Raw genomic sequence first — 15464 nt, 5'->3', positions numbered from 1 at the left:
GGTAATTTTGCGGTGGAACCATCTTCTTAATTATGAAACGTACACTTATTTTCAGTTTTCTGATTTCCATTGTTTTGTTTTCCTGCAGTAAAGACGAAAAAGCAAAAGGCCCCAGCAATGAAGAAATCCTGACAAAGAAAATTGCGGACATCATTCCGCAGAAGTATCTTGACACTTTAAAACTGTTGGGACTGGATATTCACCAGGGCGTGAACCCTCCCAATGTAGAAGGCAGCTACAAGATTGCACCGCATAAACTGGATACCAGTAATATTGTGGGCGACCGTCCCGGAACATATTTCAGAGATGGGCTGGTATCTCTTTCCGAACAAAGTACAACAGATTACAGCATTAAGCTGATCGGTAAAAATTTCATCAGCTACGCCGACACCAGTATTGCCACTGCTGTTTCCGGCTCCGGTAACAACTTTACAGTATATGGCAAAGTGAAAGCCACCATTGGTACTTACTCCGCCGTATTCGCCCTTATTTTCACCGGCACCAAAGAAGGCCAGGACCTGAAAAACGTGCGGGTAGCGATTATCAATGTAGATAACAGTCTTGGTGGAACCGGTATTTTTATTCCCGAAGGCACCGGCCGTATCGGTTATGATGAGGATGGCACTTCGCCGAAAGTGGCGGAGAAAGCGCTTCCTGAAAGTGGCGGACGCAGTACATTCCTGTATACACTAGGTCATTCCGGACAACAATAAAATAAACACAACTAAAAAATGAAAGGTGGCTTTACCAGCCACCTTTTTTTGTGTCCCTACCCCTCCCTCCCCAAAAAAATATTTGCTAAACCGAATGGTTATATATACTTTTACTAAACCAAATGGTTTAGTATTTTAATTATAAGGAATGAAAGCGAGAAGAGACGTGTTCCAGGCGATCGCAGACCCTACCAGGCGCGCCATCATAGGCCTGCTGGCACAGCAAACGCTCACCCTCAACACGGTGGCAGACAACTTTAACATGAGCCAGCCGGCCATATCAAAGCATATGCGCATCCTCACGGAATGCGGACTGGTGATCATTGTAAAACAAGGAAGAGAAAGGCATTGCACGGCGAGTTTTGAAGCATTGGAAGAAGTAGCACAGTGGGCGGAACAATACCGCCGTTTCTGGACAAACCGGCTGGATACACTGGAACAATTACTGAACGAACCCTGATCCTAGCTGTTTATTCATTATAAAAACACTACACAATGGCAAGCAATGAAACGCCCTGGGTGGAAGCCCAGATGCTGATACGCAAACCGGTATCAACAGTATTTAATGCCTTTATTGATCCCGATGTTACCAAGCACTTCTGGTTTACAAAAGGCAGCGACAAATTAGCGGTGGGGAAAACGGTGACCTGGGAATGGGAAATGTACCAGGTATCTTCCAAAGTAAACGTAAAAGAAATCATACCCAACAAAAAGATAACGGTAACCTGGAATGAGCCGGCAACCACGATCGACTTTAACTTTCAGGCGATAGATGATCATTCCACTTACGTTGTGATTAAAAATTATGGCTTTGATAAAACCGGCGATGAGCTGCTGCGTGAAATCAATGGCAGCACCGGTGGCTTCACCACCGTGCTCGATGGCCTGAAAGCCTACCTCGAACACAATATTAACCTGAACCTCATAGCAGACAAATTTCCAAAAGGTGTGGCAGCACACTAAAATAACTATCAACCTTTTAAACTAAAGGACATGGAAAAAACAGGACAGATCCTCTCTCCCGGCACCATTCGCTTTGAGCGCAATTTGCCAGGTCCCATTGAAAAAGTATGGGCCTATCTCACTGAATCCGAAAAACGCGGTAAATGGCTTGCCAGCGGCGAAATGGAGTTATTTGAAGGAGGCAAAGTTCATTTGCATTTCCTCCACCAGGAACTTAGTCCGCTTCCGGATAATATTCCTGAAAAATACCGCGACATGAAAGATGGTCATCATTTCACAGGCACGGTATTAAAAGTAGAATCGCCACGCCTGCTGGCGTTTACATGGGAAGGCGGATCGGAAGTGACGATGGAGTTAGCGGAGAAAGATGACCGCGTGTTATTAACCCTTACACACCGCAAACTGGCCGACGACGTTAAAACCCGCAGCAGTGTAGGTGGTGGATGGCATACACACCTGGATATTTTAATCGCCAACCTCGAAGGCGTAACACCTCCCCCATTCTGGAGCACACATACCAGGCTGGCCGCATTATATGCAGATATGGCGTAAATTTGATGGTAATTCCATCAATACCTGTCAGCATATATGGAGGACTTTATCTCAAAAAAAACAGACCGGAAAACGGGCATACCCAACTTAGTACAATTGCTGCGCGGACAAATCAGCAGCTCAGAGCTGTCGTCCCTGCTGCTGGAAGTGTATCAACAAAAGTCGGAAGACATACAACCGGCGGCGTTGCTGCAACAATACCGGCAAAACATCTACGTGCAACCGGCCGACACCGACATGATTAATATGCTGGAAAAGGAACTGCAACTCCTTCGCTTTTTAAGGCAACAGCAATATGAACCTGTGGAGTTGTCGCCGGTAGCGCAGTTTGGCAGTTGCGCGGCAGTGGGCACCGTTAGCCAGAAAAAGATCATCACCGCACTCCGGCACACGGAAGTGCTCGCAGATGCTACCAATTCACTTGCCCTTCATATTGCAGATCTGAAGCAGCGTGGCATAGCCACGGCTCCCGGTGAACGGCTGCGTTTTTGTACCGTTCACCGGCATATAAGGGCCATGCAGCTTCCTCCCGGCAAAGGCTATACGCCGCACTTCAAAATTGCCTGTATGGTAGCCGCAGGAAGGGATACCGGCAATTTTGATTTTGAACTAACCACCTGCGCGGAGCAGATGGAACATATTTATTACCTGCTGCATACCCTGTTCAACATAACTGATATCTACTTTAAAATACAACCCCGGTCCGGTTACAAAAACGGCCGCGCACTGATGGATACTTTAATGAACTATCTTTCTTCCCATCTCCCGTACAAAATTATTTCAGATGATACCCCCGCAGAAAATAACTATTACAAAGGCATACAATTTAAAGCGGTAATACAACTGCATGGTAACGAAATAGAAATTGCAGATGGCGGCTTTGTCGACTGGACACAACAACTGCTGGGAAACAATAAGGAGCGGTGCTTCATTTCAGGCATTGGGTTAAGCCTGCTGGTGAAGCTCTCCTGATTGCATTTACTCCAGCACCAGCCGGATTTCGTTATTCCGCTTCATATCCGTACTAAGGTTCAGCGTTTTTGATTCCTTTCCAAACCGTATACGCAGCTCCGCGGTGTTAGGTGGAATAGATCCAAGATTATCGGCCGTAAACAATAAAATGTTCTCGCCCGGCTGCAGCCGGATGGCTATTTGCTGTATGGCTTTTTTCACCGGGAAGCCGGTAACCACCCACTGGCCGTTCAACCGCAGCGAAATGCTGTCGCCGTCCTCCATTCGGGTATCTTTCAGTTCCAAAATAATATCAGCCGTGCGAACCGGTATAGTAGCTACCGGCACCGCTGTTCTTTTGATTACGTTACTGGTAATGGTATCTACATTATTATCAGCTGAAGAACGGTAGATGTTTGCTACCAGGAAAGTTGCCCAGGCATTGGAGCGGTCGCTGAAATCAAATCCGTAGGGTCTACCGTTAATGGTAGTACGAATACGGCCGGTGTTGGGCGGAAGCCCGCCATAGTTATCTGCAAAAAGAACAAAATAGTTCCGGCCGGTGTCCAGCCGCGCTTTGAGGTGACGGTTATGATCATTGATCTGTTCCCTGGCGAAAATAACGTTTCCATTGTGGAGAAGCGTTATGGTATCTTCATCATACTTTTCCTGGTCTTCTATTTCGAGGGGAATTTCGCTGTCTTTCGCCACAATACTGTCGTAGATACCGAAATAGATCTGGCTGGTTTCGGGGTGCATGATCCGTTGCAGGCTGGAATCGGGCAATGGCTTATTCCCGGCTTTAGTTAGTTTAAAATCGCCGCGGTAGAGGAAGTCGCGCAGCGCCACTTTGGATTGTTCATAGATCTCATCGCCTTCATCCAATCCCCGCATCCAGAAACTGGCTTTGTTGATCCACATGCGGCTCAGCGAAATACTGTTGCCCTTGTAATCCAGCGTGCCATTGAGATACCACATCCAGATGCCGAGTTTATACGGCGCTTCCTTTAATGGATATTTATTGCGGCCTATCCCTAACTGTCCGTCGTTTTTCTTTGCCAGCAGCAGTTCATAAATACCGGTAAACTCCCCGTATTGTAAAGTAATCACCGCCGGATACAGTACGCCTTGCTGTGCCTCGCCAATATGCAGCTGCATGGTGATGGGTGTTCGCAGTCCCCAGGGATGAAGGGCCGCTTTCCAGATGCCGGTCCACTTATCGGTTTGCGCATGGGCAGCGTGGATGATGGTGGTTAACAGCGCAATGGTAATAAAGCATTTCAATTTCAATATGGTCATCATCATTTATGATTCACAATTTAATACTATTTTGGGCGGGCAACAGCGCGTTGAATGCGCAGTTGTAAAATAACTAAATTTAAACAGATAATGGAATACACAAAGGAATACGTCGCAAAAGAAGAGCATATAGATGTTCAGAATATTATGGATGGGTTATATTATCCTTTCTATATGGAGTATTGCCGCCACGACTATATCAGGGAAATACTGGGCTTTGATTTTGAGGAACAGGCCAGGAATGGTGTTTATATGGTTTTATCTGGTTACAAGATCCAGTTTTTAAGATCCCTGAAAAAAGGAGATCAGTTCACGGTTACCTGTACTTTATTTGCCGATCCGTCGGGCGGGCCGCGACTGCATTTCAAACAATCCATCCTCCTGAATGGGAAGGTGATGACGAAAGCGGTATTTACAGGCACTTGTATTCCGGCTTCCGGCGGCCGTCCGTATTTACCGCCATCCGTGATGGAGAAGATAGCCGGCGCCCCGGTGATCGACAGCTCGGAAGTGTAAACTTATCATCTGCTGCTATAACAAGCAAAGCGGCTTTCGGGACGAAGGTCGCTTTGCTTTTTTAGTTTAAAGTATTAAATTGTTTGTGCTATAGCATTCTATTATTAAACAGAACAGATGAACAAACTCTTTGCGGCACTGTCGCTTTCCCTGCTGGCGTTGACCAGCGCGGGCCAATCTTCTCAACACGATCTGCAATTTAATCAGCTGGCTACCCGCTGGGATGAAGCCATCCCCCTGGGCAATGGTTGGCTGGGCGCGCTGGTCTGGCAAAAAGACGATCACCTGAGAATATCGCTGGACCGGGCTGACCTCTGGGATATGCGGCCGATGAAAGGATTTCATCGCAAAGAGTTCAGCTACCAGTGGGTGATAGACCAGGTCCATAAAAAAGACTACAAACCCGTACAGGAATACCTGGATGCACCCTACGACCGGGAAGCCGCGCCTTCAAAAATACCCGGCGGCGCACTGGAATTTGATACACGGAACTGGGGCGCCGTGCAATCTGTTCATCTTACACTGTCTACAGCGTTATGCGAGGTAACCTGGGCTGGTGGCGTGCGCATGAAAACTTTTGTAGACGCCGTAAAGCCGGTGGGATGGTTTCGTTTTGAAAATGTAAGCGCTGATTTTGTGCCACAGCTGCTGGCGCCGCAATACCAGGGTGCTGTGAAAAATGCAGGTGATCCGGTGGGCGGCGACGACCTGTCCCGGCTCGGCTACAAACAAGGCAGCATCCGGCAAACCGGCAACAGCATTACCTATCAGCAGGAAGGCTGGGGTGGATTTACCTATGAAATCAATGTGCGCTGGAAGAAAATAAACGCTACTACCATAGAAGGCGTATGGAGTATTTCCTCGCAATATCCCGGCAAAGCGGTTAATGAACCGGCTTCAAAGGTTACGGCCAAAGCCGCCGGCAATAACTTCAACGGGGAGCTGGCAGCGCATACCGGCTGGTGGCAACACTTCTGGCAGCAATCTGCTATTCATGTGCCAGACACCTTACTCGAAAAACAATGGTACCTCGAACAATATAAATTTGGCTCCGCCGCAAGAAAAAATGCGCCGCCCATTTCCCTGCAGGCCGTATGGACTGCCGACAACGGCCGCATTGCTCCCTGGAAAGGCGACTACCACCACGATCTCAACACCCAGCTCAGTTACTGGCCGGCTTACAGCGCCAACCACCTCAATGAAGCGATGGGATATATTAACCACCTGGAGGCCAACAAAGCAAATTATAAGCGCTATACAAAAATGTACTTCAATGCAGATGGTTTAGCCGTGCCAGGCGTTACCACGCTGGATGGTACCGAAATGGGCGGATGGATCCAGTACTCGCTCTCCCCCACCGTGTCGTCGTGGCTGGCCCAGCACTATTACCTGCAATGGCGTTACAGCATGGATAAGCAGTTTCTGAAAACAAAAGCTTATCCCTGGATAAAAAGTACGGCCGCCTTCCTGGAAAATATCACAGTCAAAGACAGCAACGGGCACCGTGCCCTGAAAATAAGCTCAAGCCCTGAAATAAATGATAATAGCCTGGACGCCTGGTTCCTGCAAAATACCAACTACGACCTCGCCCTCATGAAGTTCACTTTCAGCAAAGCCGCGGAACTGGCTACGGTATTGGGATTGAGCAATGAGGCCGCGCACTGGAATAAAATCCTTTCCCAATTCGGGGACTTCGCCGTATCTCCTGGCAAGGAACTGATGTTTGCCCCCAGCATGTCGTATAACCAATCGCACCGCCACTTCTCCCACATGATGGCCATTCACCCGCTGGGGCTGATCAAATGGGAAGATGGCGCAGATGCGCAGGCGATCATCAACAACACCATTCACCTGGCGGACAGTATCGGGCCGGATTACTGGTGCGGCTACTCCTATGCCTGGATGGGCAATCTTAAAGCACGCGCGAAAAATGGCGCAGGCGCAGCGAAAGACCTCCAGACCTTTGCCCGGGCTTTCTGTTCTGTGAACAGCTTTCACCTGAACGGCGACCAGACAAAATCGGGGCTGTCGAAATTCCAGTACCGGCCGTTTACGCTGGAAGGTAATTTTGCTTTTGCCGCAGGATTACAGGAGATGCTGCTGCAAAGCTATGCAGGCTTTATAGAGATCATGCCCGCCATACCAGCCACATGGACGAACGTATCATTTGAGCAATTACGCGCTGAAGGGGCTTTCCTGGTAAGTGCCAGAAAAGATGGCGGCCAGGTAGACGAAGTAAAGATTGTAGCGGAAAAAGGTGGGCAAACCCGCTTAAAGCTGCCGTTTAAAACTTTCTTTGCTGCCAGCAATAAAGGATTTGTAATAAATAACTCTGGAGATGGATTCCTTTCCCTGACGGCGGTTCCCGGAGCGGTACTGGTGCTGAAGAATGGATATGAATAAGATAGTTGCAGGGCGATAGCTAACGGTGTTAGCTGTCGCCCGTCATTGAAAAAGAATATTATTCCTGCGGCTTTTGTTAACCGGATGCGCTATCTCCCATTTTTCGGAAAAATATTTACCGCACTCTTTCAGGTACTTGTAATACAGGTAATCTGTTTCAAAACTCAGCAGCAGTTCATAGCTGGGTCTGTATTCCACCATAAAAACCTCCAGTGCCGGTGATTCCAACCCGGTGATCTTCTTTACCAGTGTTTTATTAAAGCGGTGATCGATGTACTTTTCCCGTTCTTCCCGTTCCAGGAAACGCCGGAAGTTCTCCATGCGCTTAATTTTCTTCATGCTGAAAAGCGCGTCCAGGTTAATGCCGGCGCCCATTCCATTGCCGCCACTGGTAAGATAATCCGGTGAGTAGTCGAACACTTTGCGGTATTCGTTGCGGAACTCCGCCGAATCCTGCCCGTAACTGCGCGGCCGTGCGGCAGATACTTCCACTTCCCGTAATGAATGAATACTTACATGCAGGCTCATGTCGAAAGTGCGGTTAACCGGGATCTCTTTTACAGCAAACTTCATGGTTGCTTTCCCCTGGTAGGAAAAGCTGATGGAATCATTGGCCGGCAATATAATACTGTAATGACCAGCGGAATCAGTCACCGTGCCGGCTCCCGAGTTGCTCATCACACTTACGCCGGCCATACCGAAACGGGCAGTACGATCGTATACTGTGCCACGGACCCGCACCTGCCCGGCAGACACCAGGTGAAGCGAGACCAATACTATCAATATAAATATCCTTTGTAAAAATTTACTCATTTCCATCTCAATCTAAGACAGGATAGAAACATAAGCAAGGGTGGCCTCAATTATTAACAATTTTCTATGTTTTGATTATGCCGGTGCCAAACCCCTTTGCTATTACCAATCCTATCGTATATTTGGCAGGAAAATTGACCCAAAGGACCCAAAAAAAAAGTAAACCAGGCTTATGTACGAAGTAAACCCACTGACAGATGCGCTGAAAAGAGGCAACCTGTCAGCAGCAAAAGAACGGATCGATCAAGGTGAAAAATTACCCAAAGACCTTTCATCCTATGACAAAAAACAAATCTATGATACCCTGATCAGGGCAAAAGCTTTTGAGCTGATCGACACACTGGTAAAAGACCGTATCATAGAAACGGATATTTACGAGTACGAAAAATTTGATGAGACGATCTTCCCCAGCCTGTTCAGGTACCTGGGCACTGAGCCGGCAGACCTGGATTTTCTTACTTCCTTCACCGGTAAACTGGATAATATCAATGATGCGCTCCAGGATAAAACATTATTAAGCATTGCCTTCGACAACTCCGCGCCCATTGAGCACATTAAAATACTGGTAGCGGCAGGCTGTGATATTCATTACAAAGATAATTACGATCAAAACTACCTGTATAAGATTGTACGGGAGTATACGATCAAAGAAGATAAAGGCGTGGTTTACCTCGAATACCTGATTGGCGAAGGATTGGATCCCAATGCAGGAAATATCGTGGGCGAAACGCCGCTGCACCTGGCTATTAGTAAATGGCAGGAAAAGTATATCGACTTATTACTGCAAAACGGCGCGGACCTGAACCAGCCGGGAAAAGACGATGAAACTGCTTTCTATGCAGCCATCGTACACCAGGTATGCAGTGTGGAAAAGTATGAAAAACTGGCCGCCTATGCCCCCGTGGATTTCGATATTGTCAACAAAAACGGGGAAACCGTTTTTAGTGGCGCTATGCGTATGCGCCGCCACGGCTCTCCGTCGGAAGTGCAGCTGTTAAAAGCGCTGATCCGTGATGGCGCAGATATTTACCAGACTTCTCCTTATTACGCAAAAGACAAAGCCGCGCTGGACTGGGTGGCGGAACGCCCCGCAGATATTTTAGAGGCCATACTGGAAACAGGGGTGATAGAACTGGACCGGAGGGATGATGAAGGCAACACGCTCCTTCATAAAGTGTGCGCCTATAACGTAAACTATGAGCAGGAAGCAGCCAGGCAACTTTACCGCAAAGTAAAACTGCTGATAGAACACGGAGCAGATGTAAATGCCACCAACGATCTTGATCAACGACCTATTGACCTGGCCAGCCAGGACAACCTGAAATCAAAAACAGTAGAGTTACTTTTAAAAAATAAAGCGTAGTACTATGTCCATGTCTTTTATAATTGCCTGTGAAAGTGGCAAACGTAAAATAGCAGAAATTTTACTTGCCAATAACGAAGTAGATGTTGCCTATACCGATGAAAAAGGAAGGACTGCGCTGCATTACGCTGCACATCACGGATACCTGGATATTGCAAAACTGTTGCTGGATGCCGGCGCAGATCTCGACTACGAGGACCATAACGGGGAAACGCCTTTTTACTTCTCCTGCCTGCAAAAACAAAAACAAACCGCGCTGTTCCTGCTGGAAAAAGGCGCGCGTACAGATATCAACGACCTCCAGGGAAACAGCCTGTTACATCTGACTGCTAAAACCGGTCAGAAGGAACTGATAGAAAAGTTGCTGGAAAAAGGCGTTACAGTGGACCTGGAAAACAACGAGGCCGAAACGCCGTTACTCATTGCTTCCGCCTGGCGCAATAAAGAAGTGGTGCAAACCCTCATTGATCATGGTGCGGATGTGAACACCACCAATAAAGCCGGCGATAGCCCCCTTATAGTGGCAGTGCGCTCCAAAAACCTGGCGATGGCCGATTGCCTGATTCAAAATAATGCCAATGTAAATCATACCAATCATGCGGGGGAATCGGCGTTGCTGATTGCCTGTTATGATACCAACCGGGCACTCACCAACCTGCTGGTACAGCACGGCGCGGATGTGCTGATCACGTCTAAAAATGGACTGTCCCCGATATGGTACGCCTGCGCCAATAATCAGAAAGAGATCGTCACCCTTTTCCTCGATAAGGGCATTGATGTTAATTTCAGTCAGCCGCTTTCCGCAGACACCGCCAGTATGAACACCTACCTCGATTGGGTGGAAAGTGCTTCCAGTCTTTCTATGGACAGTGCCTTTACGCTCAATCACACCTACAGCTACGGTGGCGAAAGCCTGTTACATGTAGCCGCTAAAAACGGCCATCTCAGCATGGTGAAGCTGTTGCTGGAACGCGGCGCCCATGTAAATATCCAGGATGAATCAGGGAATACGGCGCTGCATTACGCCGCCTCCAATGGTAAAAAGGATATTGTAAAATACCTGCTGGAACAACAGGCAGATGTATCGGTAGTTAATACCAAAGAACAAAAGGCCATTGACTATGCATCCATCAAGGGATACAACGAAATTGCCGCGCTGCTGCTCAGTTATAATTCGCCCCAGGCAAAAGAAGTGAAAAACGAAGTACCTGTAGCGGAAACACCTGCAGGTAAAAGTATGGCAGATAAGAAACAGGCTTTGCTCGATCTGAAAGAGCTGCTGGACGCCGGCATTCTTTCTGCCGCAGAATTTGATGAGGAGAAAGCGAAGATATTAAAAGGATAATTTCCATTCCGGCGCTCCTTCACCAGGAGCGCCGATTTATTTCCGCACCATCGCCCCATAAAGCGGGCTCATAAAAAATAACTATCTTTAGCCCGTAACCATATGAGGTTGTTGGGTATAATATTCTTTCTCCTATACAGGACAATGGGGGATTGCGCATATAGATAATAACCTCTATATATCCGGAATGCTATGCGCAATGCTATCGTAAAAAAAACAGCTATCAAGACATTGAAAATTATTTCAATATCAATTGCTGCCATCTTTCTTTTATTGTTTTTGCTGCCCGTTCTTTTCCCAACGGCCATTTCCAATAAGATAAAAACCTGGACCAATAACAGTATTACCGGAGATCTGAACTTCTCCCGGGCACGGCTGTCGTTTTTCAATCACTTCCCCTCGCTGACGCTCACGCTCTACGATTTCAGCCTGAAGGGCGCCGCTCCTTTTAAGCAGGACACGCTGATAGCTGCGAACGAAGTGGCCCTTGGTGTAAACCTGGCCAGCATTTTTTCCAGCGCCATCAACATCGATGAAATTTACCTGACCCGTGGCAATATCCATGTGTTGACAGATGCGGAAGGACATCCGAACTATAATGTGTACAAATCGGCGCCGGCCAGCGCTGCCAGCCAGGCAGACAGCGGCAGTGCGTCCCTTAAAATAGAACGCATACAACTGGAAAACTGCAACATCATTTATGATGACCGGTCGCTGCCCATGTACATCCAGGCCAAAGATGTGAACTATACCGGTAAAGGCGATCTGAGCAAAGCACAGTTCGACCTGCACTCACGGGTTCGCATCGGGGCCTTCGATCTTACCTATGCCGGCACTTCCTATATCCTGTCGAAGAAATTAAACGGGGAACTGATCACCAAGATCAACACCAATTCCCTGGACCTGATTTTTGAAAAGAATGACCTGAAACTGAATGAGCTGCCGGTACGACTGAACGGCTCTTTCGGATTCCTGAAGAACGGCTACCGGATGGACTTCCGTCTGAGTTCAATGGAATCCAGCCTGCACGCTATTTTCAGCGCATTACCCGCGGAATATGTTACCTGGATGGATAAAACAGACATACAGGGAACAGCTGATGTGAACGCCAGCCTGATCGGGCAATACATCGCCGAAACCAACACCATGCCCGATGTAACCTTTAACATGAAAGTACGGGAAGGCGTCATTACAAACGACAAAGCCCCTGCGCCAATAAAAAACCTCTTCCTCAATTTCCAGTCGAGGTTGCCACAGCTCAACCTGGACAGCCTTTATATCAATGTGGATTCTATCTTCTTTAACATTGATAAAGATTATTTCAGCTCTGTGATCCGTATACAAGGGCTTGCCACTCCCGACATTCACATAAAGCTGAATACCGACATTGACCTGGAAAAATGGAACAAAGCCACAGGCGGCCAATCCTTTGATATGAAAGGCCGGCTGCAGGCACACCTGCAGGCCGACGGCAAATATGCCAAAGGCGTTGTATACCACGGCCTCCGGAAGCAGGCAGACACCGTGATTACCAGCATCCCGGCATTCAGCCTGAAGTCCACCCTGCGGAATGGCTACTTTAAATTTACGTCCATGCCACAGGCGCTTAATAATATCAGCTTTAATGTAGACGCCGGCTGCCCGGATAACGACTACGCACATACGTACCTCAACATTGCCGACATCAACGCGGAGATGCTGAGTAATTATATCAAAGGCTTCTTCCGGCTTCACAATGCACAGGAACCGGTAGTGGATGCACAGCTTGCATCCGTATTGCACCTCGGCGATGTCAAACAATTCTATAAAATGGACAGCCTGGACGTAACCGGCGATCTGAATGTCAACATCGTTACCAAAGGCAGCTACGTGCCCGCAAAACGACTGTTCCCGGTTACTACCGCCAAACTGGCCATGAATAACGGTACCGTACAAACGAAGTACTACCCTCACCCGGTTGAGAAAATAAATGTGGATGCCACCATTACCAATACTACCGGCACCATGCGTTCCCTGGAGGTAGATCTTAAACCGGTGGCCTTTGAGTTTGAAGGACAACCCTTCATGCTGAAAGCGGATCTCAATAACTTTGATGATCTCCGGTATAACATTACGTCCAATGGGATCATCGACCTTGGTAAAATATATAAGGTGTTTGCACTGCAGGGGTACGATGTACAGGGCTTTATAAAAACGGACCTCTCGCTTCGTGGCACACAAAGCGACGCCACCGCCGGCAGATACGGCAAATTGAATAATAAAGGCTCGCTGGTAGTGAAGAATATTATATTAACAGCTGAACTCTTCCCGCTGCCATTCTATATTAAAAACGGCGTTTTCCGTTTCGACCAGGATAAAATGTGGTTCGATCAGTTCAATGCCAGCTATGGCAAATCGGCTATTACGCTGAACGGATTCCTCAGCAATGTAATAGGCTATGCAATATCGAAAAATCAAACACTGCACGGCACGTTCGACCTGAAAAGCAATTACATCCTGGTGGACGAACTGATGGTGAACGGCGACACCAAAACCAGCGCTAGTTCCACCACCACTACTTCCACCGGCGTTATCATGGTGCCCGGCAACTTATCGCTGGTGCTGAATGCAGCTGTGAATAAAATAAACTTCCAGGGCATTGCCATCGACAGCTTCCGTGGACAAGTTAATGTAGACAGTAACAAAGTACGCCTCAGCAAAACCGGCTTCTCTGTTATTGGCGCGCCCGTTGAAATGGAAGCCACCTATGTGAGTATTCAGCCCAAGAAAGCTACGTTCGATTATCACATCAGTGCTAAAGAGTTTGATATAAAACGTGCCTATAACGAAATAAAGATCTTTCATGACATCGCCTCCTCTGCTTCCAGCGCCAGCGGCATGGTAGGACTCGACTACCAGCTTAGCGGCAAGCTGGATGAAAACATGCACCCGGTATACCCTTCCCTGAAAGGAGAAGGCGTGCTGTCTGTAAAGAAAATAAAGATGAAAGGCTTTAAATTATTCAACGCCGTGAGCAGCTCTACCGGCAAGGATGAGGTGAAAGATCCTGATCTCTCTAAAGTAGATATTAAGTCATCTATAAAAAATAATATCATCACCATTGCCAGGACAAAAATGCGGGTAGCCGGCTTCCGCCCGCGTTTCGAGGGACAGGTTAGTCTTGATGGAAAACTGAACCTGAAAGGCCGCCTTGGACTGCCGCCATTTGGCATTTTTGGTATACCCTTCAACGTTACCGGTACACAGAGTAATCCCAAAGTACAGCTGCGCAGGGGTTCAGAAAAAGATAACCTGGACGAAACGGCGGATCCTGACGAGGTGCAGAATTGATTTTCCGGTACCTGCTTATTTCTCTTTAAAGATCTTCGCCAGTTCTTCCTGGAGATGCTCTTCCCGGAGATTTTGTGCGATGATTTTACCGTTGGGATCAATAAGGAAATTAGCGGGAATACCGCGGATCCCATACTGCTGCGCCACTTCGTTATCCCAGCCTTTGAGGTCCGATACCTGTGGCCAGGTTAGCTGATCATTGTCGATGGCTTTCAGCCAGGCGTCCTTCTGGCCGGGCATATCCAGCGATACGCCCAATACGGTGAAACCTTTCTCTTTATATTTATTGTAGGCTTTCAGCACGTTGGGGTTTTCTTTCCGGCAGGGACCACACCAGCTGGCCCAGAAATCGAGCAGTACATAGCTGCCCCTGAATGAAGAAAGCTTTACCGCTTTGCCATCGGGAGATTGTTGTGTAAAGTCGGGCGCCACCTTGCCCATTTCCGTGTTTGCCCTTGAGGCAATTAAAACCGGGATCCTTTTTCCCAGCGGTGAATTTTTCAGATGAGCGGGCAGGCGTTCATAGGCCTTTCCTGCTGCCGCCGCCATTCCCGGATGGGCGGCGGCCTGGACCAGGCTCACCACGCTGAGATAAGATGTCGGATACTTTTGGGCAAACTCCAGGTATACCTCATACGACTCTTTAAGCAGCTGGCTTTCGCGCGCCATGAAAGCATCATATACTTTTTTGTCCTTCTGCTGTGCTTCCGGCATGGCTGTAAATTCCTTCTGCAAAGCGGAAAACTGCTCGTCATTTTTTTTCAGCATCGACCGGAGCACGGCTTGCTGATCGTTGACAGGCGAGTTTTTGATCACGATGTTTTTCAGTGAATCCCTTGATTCCACGTTAAAAGCCGCGGGCTCCAGGTATAAGCGCACGTAGTCTATTTGCTCACCTCTTCCCATTTGTTCCACATAGGGATTTTTGCGGAGGAATAACCCGGAATAAACAGGGTATTCCAGTTTTCCCCTGAAAACAAACCGGCCATCTGTTACCATGGCGGAATCTGTTATCCGCTGGTCTTCTATCTGGTAAACAAGATAAATTTTATCTCCATTATGCAAACTATCTACCTTTCCTTTCAGTTCAAAGTTGGCCTGGGCCAGGAGTGACAGTGGAAATAAAAAAGTAAGCAATAATAATGTACGCATAGGATTCATTTTAACGTTTATGGGTAACCGGTAGTATGTTATCCGGTTGGAAAATATCGTTGTG

At 47.7% G+C, this 15464-nt stretch carries 13 protein-coding genes; 10 read left to right on the top strand and 3 right to left on the bottom strand.

The window, feature by feature from the left end; genetic code table 11:
- Nucleotides 1-32 precede the first annotated feature (32 nt).
- The 5 genes from AB6805_RS17475 to AB6805_RS17455 all read left to right on the top strand — a co-directional run bounded on the left by AB6805_RS17475 (nucleotide 33) and on the right by AB6805_RS17455 (nucleotide 3200).
- Nucleotides 33-713 (top strand): hypothetical protein, encoded by a 681-nt coding sequence (locus tag AB6805_RS17475; RefSeq protein ID WP_370910730.1) that lies wholly within the window; start codon nucleotides 33-35, stop codon nucleotides 711-713.
- A gap of 148 nt (nucleotides 714-861) precedes the next feature.
- Nucleotides 862-1173, top strand: coding sequence for an ArsR/SmtB family transcription factor (locus AB6805_RS17470; RefSeq protein WP_370910729.1), 312 nt, complete (start codon nucleotides 862-864; stop codon nucleotides 1171-1173).
- A gap of 35 nt (nucleotides 1174-1208) precedes the next feature.
- Nucleotides 1209-1676 carry an SRPBCC family protein gene (locus tag AB6805_RS17465; RefSeq protein ID WP_370910728.1) on the top strand — a complete coding sequence of 156 codons (468 nt, stop codon included), beginning with the start codon at nucleotides 1209-1211 and terminating at the stop codon, nucleotides 1674-1676.
- A gap of 30 nt (nucleotides 1677-1706) precedes the next feature.
- A complete protein-coding gene (locus tag AB6805_RS17460; protein WP_370910727.1) occupies nucleotides 1707-2228 on the top strand; it encodes an SRPBCC family protein in 522 nt (173 codons plus the stop codon).
- Between the two features lie 36 nt (nucleotides 2229-2264).
- The gene (locus tag AB6805_RS17455; RefSeq protein ID WP_370910726.1) at nucleotides 2265-3200 is read left to right on the top strand and encodes a hypothetical protein; all 936 of its coding nucleotides are present in this window, start codon (nucleotides 2265-2267) and stop codon (nucleotides 3198-3200) included.
- A 6-nt stretch (nucleotides 3201-3206) separates the two neighbouring features.
- On the opposite strand, the gene AB6805_RS17450 is transcribed toward AB6805_RS17455, so the two are convergent.
- Nucleotides 3207-4484, bottom strand: coding sequence for a hypothetical protein (locus AB6805_RS17450; RefSeq protein ID WP_370910725.1), 1278 nt, complete (start codon nucleotides 4482-4484; stop codon nucleotides 3207-3209).
- Nucleotides 4485-4568: 84 nt separating this feature from the next.
- Here AB6805_RS17450 and AB6805_RS17445 point away from each other — a divergent pair, with 84 nt between their 5' ends.
- Together AB6805_RS17445 and AB6805_RS17440 are read left to right on the top strand one after the other, a co-directional pair.
- Nucleotides 4569-4994 (top strand): acyl-CoA thioesterase, encoded by a 426-nt coding sequence (locus AB6805_RS17445; protein ID WP_370910724.1) that lies wholly within the window; start codon nucleotides 4569-4571, stop codon nucleotides 4992-4994.
- A 117-nt stretch (nucleotides 4995-5111) separates the two neighbouring features.
- A complete protein-coding gene (locus tag AB6805_RS17440) occupies nucleotides 5112-7397 on the top strand; it encodes a glycoside hydrolase family 95-like protein (RefSeq protein ID WP_370910723.1) in 2286 nt (761 codons plus the stop codon).
- 42 nt (nucleotides 7398-7439) lie between these two features.
- On the opposite strand, the gene AB6805_RS17435 is transcribed toward AB6805_RS17440, so the two are convergent.
- Nucleotides 7440-8210, bottom strand: a complete 771-nt coding sequence (locus AB6805_RS17435; RefSeq protein ID WP_370910722.1) for a carboxypeptidase-like regulatory domain-containing protein — start codon at nucleotides 8208-8210, stop codon at nucleotides 7440-7442.
- Between the two features lie 172 nt (nucleotides 8211-8382).
- Here AB6805_RS17435 and AB6805_RS17430 point away from each other — a divergent pair, with 172 nt between their 5' ends.
- From AB6805_RS17430 to AB6805_RS17420, 3 genes are all read left to right on the top strand, one after another.
- Nucleotides 8383-9573, top strand: a complete 1191-nt coding sequence (locus tag AB6805_RS17430; protein ID WP_370910721.1) for an ankyrin repeat domain-containing protein — start codon at nucleotides 8383-8385, stop codon at nucleotides 9571-9573.
- 10 nt (nucleotides 9574-9583) lie between these two features.
- Nucleotides 9584-10918 carry an ankyrin repeat domain-containing protein gene (locus tag AB6805_RS17425; protein WP_370910720.1) on the top strand — a complete coding sequence of 445 codons (1335 nt, stop codon included), beginning with the start codon at nucleotides 9584-9586 and terminating at the stop codon, nucleotides 10916-10918.
- Between the two features lie 192 nt (nucleotides 10919-11110).
- Nucleotides 11111-14248, top strand: coding sequence for an AsmA family protein (locus tag AB6805_RS17420; protein ID WP_370910719.1), 3138 nt, complete (start codon nucleotides 11111-11113; stop codon nucleotides 14246-14248).
- 15 nt (nucleotides 14249-14263) lie between these two features.
- On the opposite strand, the gene AB6805_RS17415 is transcribed toward AB6805_RS17420, so the two are convergent.
- Complete coding sequence (locus AB6805_RS17415) at nucleotides 14264-15400, bottom strand: redoxin domain-containing protein (RefSeq protein ID WP_370910718.1); 1137 nt, start codon at nucleotides 15398-15400, stop codon at nucleotides 14264-14266.
- Nucleotides 15401-15464: the final 64 nt, after the last annotated feature.

This window comes from Chitinophaga sp. RCC_12, assembly GCF_041360695.1.
In the GTDB taxonomy this organism is placed as follows: Bacteria; Bacteroidota; Bacteroidia; order Chitinophagales; family Chitinophagaceae; genus Chitinophaga.
The sequence above is the reverse complement of the archived record's forward strand: the minus strand, read 5'-3'. Positions and strand labels throughout refer to the sequence as shown.